This is a genomic window from Limnobacter sp. 130 (assembly GCF_902506325.1).
In the GTDB taxonomy this organism is placed as follows: domain Bacteria; phylum Pseudomonadota; class Gammaproteobacteria; order Burkholderiales; family Burkholderiaceae_B; genus Limnobacter.
Genome location: NZ_LR732333.1, coordinates 195,612 through 212,212 on the forward strand (window position 1 = coordinate 195,612; position 16,601 = coordinate 212,212).

Annotated in this window: 13 protein-coding genes; 7 read left to right on the top strand and 6 right to left on the bottom strand. The window is 46.6% G+C overall.

Features of this window, described 5'->3' with window-relative positions:
* Positions 1–70: 70 nt before the first annotated feature.
* The 5 genes from FRIGORI9N_RS14865 to FRIGORI9N_RS14885 form a co-directional block, all read right to left on the bottom strand.
* Entirely contained in the window at positions 71–1,102 is a 1,032-nt protein-coding gene (locus FRIGORI9N_RS14865; RefSeq protein WP_159572742.1) for a hypothetical protein, read from the bottom strand.
* 53 nt (positions 1,103–1,155) lie between these two features.
* The gene (locus tag FRIGORI9N_RS14870) at positions 1,156–2,964 is read right to left on the bottom strand and encodes an ATP-binding protein (protein ID WP_159572744.1); all 1,809 of its coding nucleotides are present in this window, start codon (positions 2,962–2,964) and stop codon (positions 1,156–1,158) included.
* Between the two features lie 2 nt (positions 2,965–2,966).
* Positions 2,967–4,619, bottom strand: a complete 1,653-nt coding sequence (locus FRIGORI9N_RS14875) for a DEAD/DEAH box helicase (protein ID WP_159572746.1) — start codon at positions 4,617–4,619, stop codon at positions 2,967–2,969.
* 155 nt (positions 4,620–4,774) lie between these two features.
* Positions 4,775–5,137: a hypothetical protein gene (locus FRIGORI9N_RS14880; protein WP_159572748.1), complete on the bottom strand. Its 363-nt coding sequence runs from the start codon at positions 5,135–5,137 to the stop codon at positions 4,775–4,777.
* 27 nt (positions 5,138–5,164) lie between these two features.
* On the bottom strand, positions 5,165–8,599 hold the full coding sequence (locus FRIGORI9N_RS14885) for a TM0106 family RecB-like putative nuclease (protein ID WP_159572750.1): 3,435 nt from the start codon (positions 8,597–8,599) through the stop codon (positions 5,165–5,167).
* Between the two features lie 426 nt (positions 8,600–9,025).
* On the opposite strand from FRIGORI9N_RS14885, the gene FRIGORI9N_RS14890 reads away from it, so the two are divergent.
* From FRIGORI9N_RS14890 to FRIGORI9N_RS14910, 5 genes are read left to right on the top strand one after another with little or no spacing between them, the layout of a single operon-like run.
* Positions 9,026–9,535, top strand: a complete 510-nt coding sequence (locus tag FRIGORI9N_RS14890; RefSeq protein WP_159572751.1) for a spore coat U domain-containing protein — start codon at positions 9,026–9,028, stop codon at positions 9,533–9,535.
* A gap of 10 nt (positions 9,536–9,545) precedes the next feature.
* Positions 9,546–9,971, top strand: coding sequence for a hypothetical protein (locus tag FRIGORI9N_RS14895; RefSeq protein WP_159572752.1), 426 nt, complete (start codon positions 9,546–9,548; stop codon positions 9,969–9,971).
* Positions 9,972–9,983: 12 nt separating this feature from the next.
* Positions 9,984–11,954 carry a hypothetical protein gene (locus tag FRIGORI9N_RS14900; RefSeq protein WP_159572753.1) on the top strand — a complete coding sequence of 657 codons (1,971 nt, stop codon included), beginning with the start codon at positions 9,984–9,986 and terminating at the stop codon, positions 11,952–11,954.
* A complete protein-coding gene (locus tag FRIGORI9N_RS14905) occupies positions 11,951–12,469 on the top strand; it encodes a spore coat protein U domain-containing protein (protein ID WP_159572755.1) in 519 nt (172 codons plus the stop codon). Before FRIGORI9N_RS14900 ends, FRIGORI9N_RS14905 begins: the two co-directional genes overlap by 4 nt.
* Positions 12,470–12,517: 48 nt before the next feature.
* Positions 12,518–12,841, top strand: a complete 324-nt coding sequence (locus tag FRIGORI9N_RS14910; protein WP_159572757.1) for a flagellar biosynthesis anti-sigma factor FlgM — start codon at positions 12,518–12,520, stop codon at positions 12,839–12,841.
* A 19-nt stretch (positions 12,842–12,860) separates the two neighbouring features.
* Here FRIGORI9N_RS14910 and FRIGORI9N_RS14915 read toward each other — a convergent pair whose 3' ends face one another.
* Positions 12,861–13,925: a Fic family protein gene (locus FRIGORI9N_RS14915; protein WP_159572759.1), complete on the bottom strand. Its 1,065-nt coding sequence runs from the start codon at positions 13,923–13,925 to the stop codon at positions 12,861–12,863.
* A 401-nt stretch (positions 13,926–14,326) separates the two neighbouring features.
* Here FRIGORI9N_RS14915 and FRIGORI9N_RS14920 point away from each other — a divergent pair, with 401 nt between their 5' ends.
* Positions 14,327–15,439: a ferredoxin reductase gene (locus FRIGORI9N_RS14920; RefSeq protein WP_159572761.1), complete on the top strand. Its 1,113-nt coding sequence runs from the start codon at positions 14,327–14,329 to the stop codon at positions 15,437–15,439.
* Positions 15,440–15,469: 30 nt separating this feature from the next.
* Positions 15,470–16,561, top strand: coding sequence for an acyl-CoA desaturase (locus FRIGORI9N_RS14925; protein WP_159572763.1), 1,092 nt, complete (start codon positions 15,470–15,472; stop codon positions 16,559–16,561).
* The last annotated feature ends 40 nt before the right edge of the window (positions 16,562–16,601 follow it).

Below are 16,601 nucleotides of genomic sequence, written 5' to 3' on the forward strand. Positions count from 1 at the left end.
ATTTTTTCAGTTTATTATTGGTTTAATTCTTGTTGGGGTCGAAGGTTTGACTGCTTTGGTTGAAAATTTGTTATTTAAAAACAGCTATCTCAGTGTGATTTGGTCTTAATATCTTTAATGTACACTCATCTGATGGTTCACAATGTTTGATCCAAGAGAATAGATTGTTGACAAGAAAGCTATAAAAATCACGTTCCATTTTGTTATTCGGCTGCATCAGGGCTTTCAGCTTTTCTTTTACCAACCCAAACCGTGCCCCTTCTCGAGGATATGTTTTAGAGTTAAGAATTAAGTTTTTTAGCCAAATTATTTGGGTTGATCGTTCTAGGGCATAGGCTATGTAATCTAGATTAGAGTTTATATCGAAATCCGTTGGGCATCCTAATAGTTCCATATCATGGCTATATAAATTATCCATTTTGGTTTTTCGAAAATTAGGTTGGCTCCATAAGCATTGGCTAAAAGCTGTCAGAGAGCGATTCTCATATTCTATAGTTTCAGTTTTAGAGGATATGGTTTCATCGATTGATTTTATATTCCATAAATCATTGAAAATTAACTGAGGATCTTCTTTTAATAAATTAATCTCATTAATTCTATCTTTCATGAGATTAAGTAGTTTGAGATCTATTGGTGTGGAAATATTTAGTATATTTTCAATTCTGCTGCTCAATAATTCATCTAGATCTAACAGGCAGTTTTGTTCAACATTGCTGTTGTTGTTTCTTAGTCCAAGACCATTAGATGTCATATTGGAGCTTCCAATAACTACTTTGTGGTCTCCTCGATAAATCTTTCCATGAAACTGTTGATTTATGAAAACGTTAAAATCCTCATCGATCGCGCGTTTGATGACTGCAAGATCGCATGCGCCTGATATTACGTCCGATGGTCTAAAGCGTGCAAGAAGAGTTTTTTTTGGTTTTTTAGAGATGCTTTTGCATAGAAGTCTAAAAACGTCATCAGTGCAGAAGGCTGTCAAAATAGACACCGATTCGTGAGTCTGAGAAAATAAACTATATAGCTCAGATAAGATTGTTTTCTCCGAAATAAATCGTATTTTTTCTACGAGATTCACGAAATCAGTATGATTTTTTTTCAATGTATATTTTCCATTGTAGAAATAATTCTAGGCATATACTTTTTATTTTTTATCTAAGCATCAGTTTTCAAGGCTTTTAGGAATTTCGTAACGTAATCGCCCCATTTGGTATTAAGAATTTCGATGGTTTCTTCATGTCCCAACATTTCATCAATTGCTCTAACGTACGCCATAAGCATCAAATCTAAAGCGTCCGAATATTTGTGCTCTTGGTCTTTTGTAAGAGGCTCGTATAATTGAGTGAAGAAGTCATGTTTTCTATTTATTACAAGAGTAGAAGTCGAGCCGGTTACTCTGGGATCAATAAAAAGACTACCTGGCCATTGATCAAAGCTTTTGTCGATTTTAAGATCAACTTTCGTTTCAGCAAGCATACGAGCTTCGTTAGTTGAAAGTGAGCTGTCGCCTCCAAGTAGTAGTTCAGTCCATTCTGCGAGTTTTTGTTCTTGAGGTTTTGTTTTTCCCTCTTCTGATGCTCTAGTAGGTTTATTTACAGCTTGTAGTTGTTGATTGGCGATTGTTCCTGACTTGTCCAAAGACAGTTCACTGTTTACTGCTTTCTTACCTGCACCGCGCGATGTAATTTCATTCATTAAAGCAGATAAATTTCCTTGAATGATTTTAGATAATTCATACCTAAGATTGAATTTAAGATCATCCTTTCGAAGCTCATCAATTGCAAGTGCTCCGCCAAATGAGTCAGCTTCATTTTTGAGATCAAAAAAGTCTACTCCTCGCACACTTTGTTTGTTATTTGTAACCCCAAATAGCTCGTCAAGGACAGGGGAAAAGCGTACTTCGCATCCCCACCAACGCTGCCGCTCCTCTTGCGGATTAAAATAACCGAAAACACCGAAATCGATTTCTCTTGCAGCTCTCATAAAGGAAATTCCAGTATTTTTTCTATAGTGCTGACCAAGAGCAGAGTTTCCTCCCTTCTTTTGTGTGGTAGATTTTGCGATCGAAAAGCGAATTTCTATTAATGAAGTATTGCCCTCAAAATCATACGGAATGTCTAGGTAAATGACATATTCCTTTTTGAATTCATTCATTCCACCTATTTCTACACCTACCGAGTTTATCGGATCCCAGGCTAAATTAGTAATTTCAGTATTTGCTGTAGGTAAAGTGTTCGGTGCCATTAAATACAATGGATCGTTTGCGTTAAGACTTCGATATCTAGGCTCTGCTTCGCCTTTGATTATTTCTACTAAACGAATATCTCTCCGTCGACCATAGGTGTCGTCAGAGTCGAGAAAGTGTCGATACACTCGACACAGTTGATTTTCCATCCTATTAAATAACGTAGAGGCTTTCGCCATGTCTAATCGATCACATTTAAGCCATAAAATCAGCGTCCCGTGTGATTTGATGCTGCAATCCAGCGCGTTTAGCCGATCTAGTGGCATATCACATTCTTCGACAGGGTTCACTTCTTGTTGAGCATTTGCTTTTATTTCATCGACATCAAGGTAAGTCATAAAACACTTGCTGTCTTGCCAAGAATAAACTTCAACACGTCTACATTGGCTAACGGAAGCATTTGGAAGGCCAATTCCAAATCGACCGATTCCATCCCGTGTGTTTAAACGGGTACCATTACCGAATTGAAGACAGATGGATAAAGTCTGTGGAGACATTCCTGCGCCATCGTCGTACACTGCCATTTCTGTCACTTTAAGATTTTGTCGTATAGAGTTTTTTTGATACTCTTCGAACGTCAAAATACGGATCGTATCTGCTCCTGCTTCTATGGAGTTGTCTATTAACTCCGATATTGCGCTTGCGGTGTCTTTGTAACCGGAATCTCTAAAGGTTTGAATGGCTGTGCTTGCTGGAATGATTGAGCGGTTGGTGTTCATATTTATGTCCAAAGATCATTAAAATAATTGAAGGCCTGAGCTTCCGATGGAAAACCCGCAATATTGTCCTCTAAATCGATTAATATCGCGGTTTCATTGCCCCCTACTTCCTTACCTCGAATTGCTCGGCCTATCATTTGCGAATAAAGTACTACGGATGCCGTGGGTCTAGCGATCACAATTGCATTTGTATTAGGCGAATCGAAACCTGTTGTTAATACTCCAAAATTAACAAGAACATTTATTTCTGAGCGCTTATATGAGTTGATCCACTCCTGCCGATCAATCGTTGAGGTTTGTCCTGTAATACATCTAGATTTAATGCTTTGAAGTCTGAGTAGGTCGGATAGAAAATTGGCGTGCTCAACGGTAAGAGCAAAAACAATTATTTGTTTGCCAAGGTGTATTAGACGGATTATTTCACTCAAAATCAGTGCGTTACGGGTCGCGCTATTCGCTAGCTTCTGTAGGACTGAGCTTGGCAACTCCAGGAATCGACCCACAGTTTCTTGTTCTTTCGGGGTCAATTCTAGTTGCACACCTGTTTTTATTGCTTTTCTCTCGAGACGCGCTAGAAAACCAAGATCCTGCAAATATTCAATAGGACTTTCAATCGGAATTCCGTTTGTGTCTACTAGTCCTAGTTTGCGGTTATTAAAATATCGGGCGAGTTGTCTGCTCTCTGAACCTTCTGCGTCTTCATCAGTATTTCGAGTGCCCCTTCCGGGAGTAGCTGTTAGGCCGATAAGACACGCTCTACCAGAACCTATTAAGTTTTGAAGAACCATTTTATAAGTCGGAGCGATTGCTTTGTGCGCTTCGTCCATGACAACAAGTTCTGCTTTGCTCATTAGGTCTATCGCAAGGGCTTCAGAATCAGCTTTCTCAGAGGAAATCGTCGCAACAACTTTAGGCAACCCCACCACAACAAAAGATCCGTCAAAATCTCCAGGTTTGGGATTGTGTGCTCCCCAGAAACGAACTAATCTAATTGGCTCGTCGCCTCGTTGTGCCCAAAGTTCTCTAAAAGAGTCTATTGCTTGATCACATAGTTCTTCAGAGTGAGCTAGCCACACTATGCAACCCTTCCTATTGGCGATTGTACGCCAGTAGTCAATGACAGCCTCTAAGCAGGTTCTTGTTTTTCCGGCACCTGTCGGCATATGCACCAAAACTCTTTTTTCACCTTTTAGAAGCGTTCTGGTCAAAGTGTCTTTGAGTCTTTTCTGATGTGGAAAAAGTGTCATCGTAGAATTGACAAATTCAATTGATGGAGAAAGCGATTGCACTGGGGGTAGGTAAGTATCATCGAGTCCTAGAACTTCTAGAGTTCTTTGCGTAATTGCATATTTTCTTCCCCAACTACTACTGATCAAATGCTCAGCTTCATCTTTACTAATTATTCGCCCAGAAGTGACCCGGCCATCAAGTATATATCCCTGATCATCAGCATAAAGGCCGGCCCAAACAGCAATTCTGATTTCTCTATTTGCCAGGATTTGACTGCCATGTCTCTCTAACAAAAGACTAATGATGTTTGACGGGGTAATTTTTTGAGAGTAAAGCTCACTTATAGACTCTAATTCCTGTTCTCCGTAGAGCCTACACAATCTAGGTAGCGACAGTCTAAGAAGAAGTGATTCTAGTTTTCTCATTGTGGTGTCTCTTTTGCCATTTATTATTGATAATTTTATTAAGAAAAACTAGTATTTGTCGGTCGTTAGTATTTTCTTGGGAGCATTTGTTTTCAATTCTTAACTCAGACGTCTCGCCGAGAAGTCTTCGTCTTTTTTACTTAGACTTTAGAAAATTAAAGTTTTTTGAGTTCTTCAAGCAATGCATCCAAGTTGGAAGAACTTAGAGCATCCACTGGATAGCCATAGGGTATTGGGGTGACCCCAGTGTGTACGCGTTTCGGGAAAAGATTCATGTTGCTAGAATGGTAATACTTTTCACCGATCGCAAGACCAGACTTGTGAACTGCATCGCTAATGTAATCTCTGCATTCAGGATGAAAGATTAATAAACTAACCCCTCCGCTGGATATTCTATTCACATAAAAAGCTTTCCCAGAATGTGGTAACAACCAAGATGATTTTTTCTTAGTCGCTGTCCTAGCGGGCTTAAAATTGTGGGTCATTAGAAGTTGCTCTACTGTTTCGGAAATACTCACCGATTTACTCCAAAAGGTAAGAAAAATTTAAAATGTGATTTGGTTTTTGTTCACCAAATCAATAAAAGTATTAATCAACCCCAACGTCTCCGGTTTCTCGCTTCCCACCTCCGCTAACCCCGGGCTCATCACCACTACAGCCAAACTCTTCGCTCTGCTAATGGCCACGTTCAATCTGTTCCGGCTGAACAGAAATTCCAGATACCTGGGCATATGGTTTTCATTCGATGTAGTCATCGAAACCAGAACCACTTGGGCTTCTTGACCTTGAAATTTATCTACTGTACCAACACGTGCGCCCTCTGGAAGTACTCGTTTTAGTAGGTTGACTTGAGCGTTGTAAGGTGCAACCACCAAAATCTCGTCGGTATTCATCGGTAGTTCTTCGCCTTTGGAGCCGACAAACGTTTGCCTCATCAACTCAGCATAAAGCCCATTGATGACCTCAGCCTCCTCGATGCACTTCTGCGAATTTCCATCGTGCACAACCGGATAGCAAAACACTCCAGTTGCGGAAAACTGATCCGCCAAGGGACCACTCAGGATCAAACGCTGTTTTTCAGTTTGCGGCGCATTACTCAACCTGCCTTCATAAAAAGTTTTGGATATGTACTCGCATACAATTGGGTGCATCCGAAAGCTTTGATCCAGAAACACGCCAGTGTCTGCGGATATGGTCGCCCTGTGGCCTAGTAGGTATTCAAGTGTGGAAAGTCCACTTTCACCAGGGTGATCACCTTGTATGGGTTGGCCCAATTGCATTTGGTCGCCAAGCAGCACAATGTTGTCGGCGCATTGGCCCATGGCCACAGTGTTGGCGGTGGCCACTTGTCCAGCTTCATCAATAAACAGGTAATCAAAGCAACCCGTTAATTGCCAACTGGAAAACAACCATGCAGTGCCTGCTAGCAAATCCGGTGCGTCCTGTTTGCTCAAGGTCTCGTCTTCAAACAGGTCTTTCTTTTGGCAATTCGACAGGCCATAGCCGTTTACTTCTTGGTCTTCTTTGCTGCGAATTTTGATGCCTTCGTAGTGGTGCCCCATGCCTTCCAAAACCTGTGCAGTGCGTTCAACCAAATTATTGATGGCTTTGTGGCTGTTTGAACTGATTGCTACTTTTTTTCCTCGACGTATCAATTCAGCAATCACATGGCTACCTGTGTAGGTTTTACCCGTGCCGGGTGGGCCTTGAACAAACAAGCAACTTTTGTTCATATTGCTTACCAAGTCGAGGGTTTGTTGTAGTGTGCTTTGCCCGCATTCCTGTTCAGGTTGAACCAGTACGTCGCCTGCTTTTTTGTGAAAGAAGCCTGGTGGTTTTCGCAGCAAGAATTGCCGAACGGCAGATTGCTCCACATCACCATCAATTTCACTTTCAACAAAACGCCACACAGCGTCAGCGATAATTTGTGTGTCAAATGGTGCACCCACTGAAACATGCATGGTTTGCCCGTGTGCGGCATATTTCAAGGGCGTTCGAGCGCAGCTAATCACCAGTTCGCAATTGTCTTCATCAATGCTGTGAATGGTGCCGCTAACCATTTCATCCGGGTCGAGTATTTTGATTCCGTCGCCTGTCTTGCACTTGAACTCTTGTTCTGGAAATTTCCATTTGCTTTGGCGCGGCATTTTCCCATTCACCAACTTGTCTGCAAACTGCAGGTTGGCAATTACCTCCATGTCGTCGAGCAGTTCCTCTGGCTCGGCTTCTAGGCGTTCGAAAATGGCCCACCATGCGGGCTTTGCTGCACGCTTGTGAAAATCGATGAGATGGCAAAGCAGTTGCCTGTATTGCTCCGGCAGCTTGCCAGTGTAGGTGCTGTTGGCCAAGCGACTGGGTAAGTCAGCCAAGTAAGCCTCGTGTTCGGCTTGTTTTGCGGCACGTTGTTCTGCCATTTCAAGCTGCTTTTCCGTAAGCGGCTTGGAATGCAATTCTCTGTTTTTATCAAACCATGTATCGTGCGCTGGGCGCTGTTCCAAAAGCCATTCGCGCAGTTCCCAGGTCGATTTGCAGTCGTCGAAGTTGTAGTCTTCGATGCTTTGTAGCAATGCTGGGTTTTGCTCGTGCCGCCAGCGCTCGTACACAACAATTGAATCAGCTGCATTGGTCACTGCAACAGTGCGGGCTGTGCCATAAAACTTTTCAACTTGTTTGATCGAGTAACTGGGTTTGGAAATTCGCAAACCTTCACGAACCACTTTGTAGAGGTCGACCAGTTTGTGATGGCGCAACAGGTTGTCCACCGAGTCTTCATGCAAACCGTGTACGCTCATCAGCCGTTTCAGCGCTGTTTTTTCGTAATGAGCATAGTGGTAAATATGGGCATTGGGATATTGCGCTAATCGATTGTTCACAAAGTTCATGAAGTCGGAAAATGCTTGTCCTTCTTCGATGCGGTTGTGTGCCCAAAACGCTCTGAATTTGGCTTCACCCAGCTCGAAGTAATACACGCCGAACAAGTACTCAAGGCCCTCGGGGTACATGGGGTCGCCTTCCATGTCGAAGAATAAGTCGCCTTCGTCTGGCGGGGGCATGCGCTCGAATCCTTTGCCTTCTTGCACATCACCAAGGCATTTGACCAACTGTTCGCCTGTTTCCTTTTCATGAACTTGTAATGCGGCTTGCTCTACAAGGCGAATTAGCGTGGGGTCTTGTATGCCTTGTACTTTGGCTTGGTCGCCCACTTGCGCAAGTGCTTTCATGGTGGCTACACCAATCGAGGCCAGCTTTACAATTTGTGTTTTCGTGATGTTGGCTACTTGGCTTAGGTGATCGTCTTGCAGCCGTTGCGCATTGCACCGATCGCGCCAGTGGCACATGTTGCACAAATCACAGGGTTCGGGGTATGTGGCCGGTGTGGGTGCATGTACCTTTAAGCTGCGTTCAAAGTCGGCCATCAGTTTGCTGTAATAAGCAAAATAGTCGTTCACGCGGTAGGTGTCGCGGCGCCCTGTGCCTAATTCAACGTGAATGTATTCTGGCAGCTGCCCGGTAATGTCGCTGAGCAGGTCACTGTAGAAGCACAGTTGCACCAAAAATTTGGTTTTGGTGTGGTGTGAAAGTTTGGTGTCGGCTACTTCGTAAACCCAATGCCCAGTTGGGCTTTGCTTATTGGTACGAAGCAGAAAGTCGGCATGTCCAATATAGGTACCACGGCGTAGGGTGGCTTGAAATACCACGTCTGCGCCGCTGTGAATAGCTTCCCTGGTTAGTCGAATTTTTTCGGCCAAGTCTTCTGCTTGAATGACAACAACATTCAAGCCTTGTTCTTGAAGGGCCTTCAAATGCGCGGCCTCGTGCTCCAAACCTTTGTCCATGATCAGTCTCATGGATTCCGTCTCGGCGGTTTTCTCCATGGGGGTGTCAAGGTGGCAACGATCAAGCCAAGTGCGGTGTTTGCACTCGGCGAAGTAAGTTAGATCTGAAGCGGAAAACAGGATTTCCTGATTGCGTTTTTGCAAGAGGGTCTATCGCCGAGTGAATAGGGTTTGGTGCCACGGCACAAATGTATTAATTCAATATTAATTGTATGTGGCCACTAGCTCACCAAGTGAGCCTTACTCACAGCTTGTAAATAAAGCTAACACACGCTAAAAAATGTTAACAACTGTTTCTCGCTTGTGTTTCAACCCGGCACTGTGATTTTTAGATCGATCTTATGGCCACCGTTCTCAATAGGGCGATTTAAGTCTCAACCAGCGCCGAGTTTGCCGCTGTCAGTCAGGTCAACCCTACCGAACCTTTGTTTCTATTTCCTGTTCTCGTGGGGGGGCTCCATTTGAAGGATATTTTCTTCGATTTTTCTGCTTCGGTGCTCTCAAGTTTTGTGCCGATCAACCGTTAAATATAATGGCGGGTATTAGTTAACATTTTCGGGTGTAATTATCATGAAATTTCGATCGACATTCGCGCAGCTTTTGGCTGTTGCAAGTTTGGGTCTAATCACTGGAAGTGCCATGGCGGCTACAGCCACAGGTAACTTGAACGTAAGTGCTGTTGTTGCGGATTACTGTGAGCTGGGCACTACTTCAGTCAGTTTGAACTTGGGCAGCTATGTGCCCACAGCTCAATCGTCAATGAGTGCAGCCATTCAAGTGCGTTGTACCGTGGGCACTGCAGCCAATGTTGGCTTGGGCTATGGTTCAAATGCCAGTGGTACTAACCGCCGATTAAAGCATGCCACCGACTCCACTGTTTTTCTAAGCTATGAATTGTACAAACCCGATGGCACAACCATTTGGCAGGCCCCAGGCGAAGCCGGTGTGGTGACTTTTACTGGCAATGGCAGTTCGCAAGGTTTCAATGTCACAGGAAAAATTCCTTCGAATCAATGGTCGATTAAAACAGGCAATTACAGCGACACAGTGTTGATCACTGTGACTTTCCCGGAACCCTGATTGTTTAGCCATGAAATCAACACGCACCATTTTGATTGCAAGTGCCCTGTGTTTGTTTAGCACGGGGGCTGTTGCATTTGGTTTGTCGGTAAGTCCGACCGCAATCATGCTGGATAAAAAGAACTTGTTTGGCCATGTGGAGTTGACGAACACTTCGGGGTATTCAAAAACTTTTGCGCTTGAATACGAGAACCCTGATTTGGCGGCTTGTTTCAAGGTGTCACCCAGGCAAATTGTTATCGGACAAGGGCAAACGCAGGTGGTGCGCTTGCAATACACGTGCACAGCCGACAGTCTGCCCGCTGACCCAATGGTTTATTTTGTTGAACAACCGCACGAGCAGCGTTCAGTGGTGCAGAACAGCCAATTGGATTTTCGCTTGCGCTTGGGGTTGAAGGTGAAGTTGCAGGCCAATCCCATTCAGTCCCTTTTCTAGAAGGAATGCGCGGTGCGCCCGGTGATGTTGGCCTTGCGCAATTTTGGCGCATTGTTGTTGCTGTTGCCTTTGGTTGCGCACAGCACCGAATCACCATTGCTTGAAAATGAACTGCTTGAAATGCGGTACGCCGATGGTGTTAGCAAGCCTGTGAATGCGCAATGGGTGCGCGTGGCACAAAAGGCGGAGTGCGGGCAACTCACCCACAGGGTGCGAACGGATACTGGTGAGGAATTGTGCGGCGCCTATTTGCCGGAGCGAATGGAGTTTCGACCCGCTGCGCACGCGAACGGTGCTGAACAGCAGATTGGTAAGGCCGAGTTTGAAGGTTATGCCTTGCCCAGCGATAAAACTGCTTTGCTGGGTTACCAAATTTTGTCGACGCCTGATGGCGTGAGCCTGGCCTATAGCTTGGTGGCCAGCCATGCACCTGGTGTGCAACTGGTAGCCAGCAAGGATGGGTCGGTGGCGCAGGGGCACATGGTGCTGTACGAGCTTGCCACTGAAACGCATGGCCCGAACACCAGCCTGTCGATCAAGCAGTTGCGTGTAGGTCAAATGGTGCTGGATTCTGGCCCCTTGGCCGCTGCACTGGGGCAAGGGTTTGAATGGCGCAAGTCCAATGGGTTGAATCAAAACAATGTGCAGGTATTCAATGGCCGATTGGTCAGTGAAACAGATTTGACCGTTCTGGTGAACAATGAAGCGCGAACCACTGTGGCCGCACGGCCTGGCGAGGTGTCGGTGTTTAATGTGCCGCTGTTTGAGGGCAACAACCAGGTTACCGTTATTTATCGAAACGAGAAAGGTGAATTGGTACAAACCAGCCGCAATGTATTTTTTAGCCAAAACCTGTTGCCCAAGGGCAAGTGGCTGGGTTCTGCGGGTGTTTACCGGGACAATCGGCTTCAGCATTGGGCGGCGCAAGCTCAAATTGAACAGGGTGTTACCGAGCAGCTGACCCTGCAGGGTGGTGTGCGCATGAACATGAACCCAGACAGTGCGGTGACTGTTCGAAACGGCGATGGTGTGCCGATCAAGCCTGAGAAACTTGAAAGTGCTGTTTCCATGCGCAGCTTCATGGCGGGTGGTTTTCTAAGTGCAGGTTTTCAGGGGCGAACTGCGTATGGGCCTGGTATTCAGCGCATGGGTTATGCACGGGGCACTACCTTGTTGTTTGCCGAACGCGCGAATGGGCCCGTTAAACTTGGTTTTAGTTTTGAGCCTTTCCAGGCCTTGCATGGCTTGCGGCTGGGGTATGCAAAGGCCATGCAGGGGTCTGAATATGAATTCACGGTGTCCAAGTCATTTCGAGCCGATCAAATACGCGGTATGTTCATGAGCGTGTACTGCAAGTTCGGTGAAGACTCGGTTGGTGCCGACAGTAATTTTTGTGGGGTCAACGCCAATTTGTCCTTGGGACTTTCTCCCTTTTCCTCCCGGTATGGTCGCCAACCAGTCATGGCAGGTTTGTCGTATTCAAAAACAGATTTGAATGCGCAAGGGGCCACGTTGAACCAGCAAAGCGTGAACGGTTTTATTCAAACCCGAGACAGTTATGCGCTTGTTTCCAAAGGTTTGAGTTTTGTTCGTTCACGCCATGATCTGGATCATTTTTCATTGGAAGGGCAGTACGACAGCAGCGGTAATTTGCTGGCAGGGGTGTCGGGTTTGGTGGGTTTGGACTATGGCAACAAGCCGCGAGTGATGGGTTTTCTACCCAACGATCCGAGCCGACCAGGCGACGCGTTGGTGGCCATGGATGAAATACTTCCTGCCACAGAGCGTGGTTTCACTGCGGTACAAACCCGGATCAACGGCCTGCTGAGCACGGGCGGTTTGAATGCTGGTGCCATTGTGGGTCAAAGCAACCAGATCCTTGTCAATCCGGAATCAGTCAGTATGGATTCTGATTTGCCCTCTTTGCGCCTCAAGATTTCGCCGGCCATTGCCGGAATTTATAAAGTGGGGTCAAAGCCATGAAACCGCTCAAGGTCATGTTGTTGTTGGGGGCATTGTTGTGGGCCAACGCTGCAAGTGCTATTACCGTGATCGGTAGTTGCAACTTCACCCTGACTTCCATGCCAGGTTTGAGTTATTCCGTGGTGGCCCCTGCCCAAACTCAGGCGGCCAATTTGAACATTAATTGTTCTTCCGTATTGACTATTGTTGGGTCATATAACTACACGGTGAGCTATGGTGGCGGTGGAGCGGGCAATGTAGCCAATCGCTCCATGCGGCATGCCAGCGTGCCCAGTTCTGTGTTGGGCTATACTTTGCGCCAAACCAGTGGCGCCAGCTCAACTTTGCTGGGTGACGGCTCCGGCGGCACCAGTATGCAAACAGGGGCCCTGAACTGCCTGCTGGCTTTGCTGGGCAGTTGTTTGTCGGGTACCACACAGGTTAATTTGCCCAGTTGGCTGCATGTGCCCGCAAGGCAGTTCGTTCGCCCGGGGAATTATTCTGACACGGTCATTGTTACCGTGACTTTGAACTAATAATGTGGATCGGTTCCAAGAGGCCGATTGTCTTCCGGAGTGCAGAGTATGTCTGACAAAGTGTCATTTCCCTTGCCGATGATTTCCAACGAAAAACCGCCCATCGCTTTCACCATGCCCGATCCCAAAAAGGCTGATGCTTTGGCGGCATCTCGTCCACCCGAGGTGAAAATAGCAGCGGATCGAGACGGTGCCAGTGTGGTGGTGTCTGTTTCAAGGCCCAGGGGCACCATGTTGTTGGACAGCACCACCCCGTTTGATGCAGACAAGGTGGAAATGATTCGCCGTCAGCTCAGCGAGGGTGGGTTAAAAATAGATGCCAACATTGTGGCCGACCGCATGATCAACGATCAAAAAGCGTTGCTGGGTTGAAGCTGACAAGTTCGAGCCTTTAAACGCGCAGCAAATTCATGAGTGGTTCGAATGAGTAAAGAGCAGGTCTGCGGCCCGATGCTTCCTCAAGTGTATGGATGATTTTATTGTCTAGCAGGGCCCTGGTAAAGCGCGCAGCGGTGGGAACCGGAATGCCGGCATTGCTTGTGAACCTGTTGTTTCTGAAGATTGGATTGGAGAAAACAAAGTCCAGTGCATTCATGCTCCACTTTGAAGACAGGGTGTCGGCAAAAACCTGTTTCATTTCTTCGTAAAGTGTTCTGATGTTTTCTGCAATGGTTAGGTTACGTATTGCTTGAGACTCCACAGCCGAGAGGAAAAACACACACCATTGGGTCCATTCACCCTTCGCTGACACCTGGCGCATGGTGTCGATGTACTCGTCTTTGTGGTCTTCAAAATAGCCGCTGATGTAGAAATGGGGTGCTGAAATAATTCCCGATTTCCACAGCATGAGGGTAATGAGCATGCGCCCGATTCTTCCATTTCCGTCGTTGAATGGGTGCAGTGATTCGAACTCGACATGAGTCAGTGCGGTTTTGATTAAAACCGGATCTTGGTTGTTGTTGATGTAGTCGAACAGTGTGTCGAGCCCAGCGAGGTAATTTTGCTCTGTTTTGAATTCGCCAGGTGATTTGGTGGCACCCCGCCCAAACGAAAGCAAACGCTGGTGAATTCCCTTGATCAAGGATTGCGAAATCGGATAGCCGTCGTTCAGTGCAGATTGCGCCGCTTTAAGCGCCCTTTGGTAAAGGATGGTTTCTATCACTTCAGACCGCACATTGCTTGCATTTTCGCTGTCGTCGGCGTGGTCTGCCTCGTAGCGTAAAATTTCATCCATGGTGCTGATGGTACCTTCCATGCGTGATGAAATCACAGCTTCCTGATTCCTCAGGGGGGCCAACAGTATTTCGCTGTTGTGCATGTTTTTAAGCATTTGATCGTATCGAGCCAATGCACTGGTGGCCTTAAGCAGCGCATCGATCATGTTCCCGTAGTTCAGCGGGCCCGGTGGGAATTGATCGTAGTGATAGTGCACTGCGTTACTTAAATTCAGATTCATGGTTAATTTGTGGGTTGATACTGAATTGCAAGGATAGGTAAATTAGTTTGAGTGTCAAATTTTCAAAGAAATGATACTCAAAATGGTTAGACGTTAATTTAGTTCCATCAAATCACGTTGTCTATCATTTTTATAAGAAAATGATATGCAAATACGCTTGGGTTTTCTATTTTCAAGTCAAAAATACAGCAAAAATTGAAGAAAACTAAAAAATGTTCACTGAATATTGATTTCTTCCATTTTTTAAAAAAATACATAAAATCAATAGCATATAAAAATAATTGGGTGTACAGTTGTACTCTTCTGACACTTTATTCTAGTTTTTTCACCAAAATTTCTTGCGAAAAACAGGCGTTTTTATGTACATTAGTGCACATCTGTTCACTAACGTGGAAAACGCAATGAGAACCAACAGCCAACTGTCCAACAAAGTAGTCCGCGGACTCTCCAAAATTCTGGGTCAGGAATTCGTGACTTTCTGGCTTGAGCAAGCTGGCAGCACCCATTCTGCTGACCGTTGCCTGGCCGAGGTGGTGCGCATTGACCGTGAAACAGCCGATGCAGTCAGCCTGTGGTTGCGCCCCAATGCCTTGTTCAAGGGTTTTGAAGCCGGCCAGCACGTGAACCTGAGCGTCACGATTGATGGTGTGGTGCACACCCGCTCATACAGCTTCAGCAATGCCCCCACTGAAAGCGGCCTGGTGCGCTTAACAATTAAGCAAACCCCAACCGGTTTGGTGTCGCGCTTCGTGGTGAACCAAATGGAAGTGGGTGCAGTGGTTGAACTCGGCGATGTATTCGGTGACATGACTCTTTCACATACGCAGCCGAATCTGGACACCGAGCGCCCCACCATGCTGTTGCTTGCAGCCGGTAGCGGCATTACACCCATGATCAGCCTGATTGAAACACTGGAAGCCCAAGGCTGGCCAGCCGATGTAACGCTGATGAGCTGGGCCCGCAACCCCGAAGACGTGTTGTTCGACGAAATCCTGAAAGCAAAAGCCAACGAACACTTCAAGTATGTGCGTTTGCTGGAAAGCGGTGCCAACCTGGCTGAAGGTGATTTGGCCGGTCGCCCAAGCGCAGAGCAGTTTGCTGCCGTGGCATGCACCCTGGACAACACCGATGTGTATGCCTGCGGCCCCGATGGTTTTATGAGCGCACTGCGCGGCATTCTGGGCGATACGCCCAAGAGTTTCCATGCCGAGTCGTTCACGCCCATGGCGCTCGGCGTGGATGAAAACGCCGAGGTGAAAACATTCACTGTGACCCTGACCAAAAGCAATCGCATTCTTGAAGTGAGCAACAACAAGCCACTGCTGAAAGCGCTGCAAGAGCAGGGCATTAACCCACCGCACGGTTGTGGCATGGGCATTTGCAACACCTGTTCATGCGAAAAGCTGACAGGCACTACGCAAAACATGCAAAACAAATCGGTGTGCGGCACCAACAACACGGCGCTGCGTTTGTGTATCAACGCCGCCCAAGGCCCGGTTTCACTGGACCTGTAAAAGCAAAACTTAAAAATACTGGAGCAAATCATGAGAAAAGCTGACCGCAAATTGAGCCCCGCTGAACTGGAACAGTTCGGTGCTGAAATTGAAGCGATTCGCCAAAAGCATTTGGCGGATGTAGGCGAACGCGATGCCAAGTACATCACCAAGATTGAAAAAGCTGTTCGCTACACTGAAATTGCGGGCCGTGGCATGTTGATGGCTGGCATTTTTCCGCCAGCATTCATTCTGGGTACGTTAACTTTGGGTGTGTCGAAAATTCTGGAAAACATGGAGTTGGGCCACAACGTGATGCATGGTCAATACGACTTCATGAACAACAAGCGTTTGACTGGTCAAACTTACGAGTGGGACACCTGGTGTACCGCCGACAACTGGCGCTACAGCCACAACTACCGCCACCACACTTACACCAACGTGCTGGGCGAAGACCACGACATTGGCTACGGCGTGTTGCGTTTGTTCCCCGAGCAAAAATGGGAGCCACGCTTTTTGGCGAACGTGCCCTTGATGGTGATTTTGGCCACCTTCTTTGAAAACCTGCTGGCTTTGCAAACCCTTGAGCTTGAAAAAGTAATCAACGGCGAGAAAACCCTGAAGGAAACCAAAGACCGCGCCATTCCCACCTTCAAAAAGGCAGGCCGCCAGATTGCGAAAGACTATGTGTTTTTCCCGCTCTTGGCCGGTCCGTTTTTCTTGCCCGTGTTGGCAGGTAACTTTCTTGCCAACATCATTCGCAATTACTGGACCTTTGTGATTATTTTCTGTGGTCACTTTACAGCCGATTCCGAGGTGTTCGACAAGTCGATTATTGAAGGCGAGTCGCAGGCGCACTGGTATCTGCGTCAGTTGAAGGGATCTTCAAACCTGACAGGCGGCAAGTTGTTCCACATCATGTCGGGCAACCTGAGCCACCAGATCGAGCACCACCTGTTCCCCGAGGTGCCTGCGCACCGCTACGCGGAAATGTCGGTTGAAGTGCAGGAAATTTGCAAACGCTATGGCCAGCATTACAACAAGGCCTCCTTGTTCAAGCAGTTCTCCACTGTGGTGGGCCGTGCATTCAAGTACAGCTTGCCAAGCTTGAAGCGCAAGGGCCAGGCACCTTTGGCGGCCTGATTACTGCGTATCACGGGTTTTTGTAACCCGAAGGCTAATT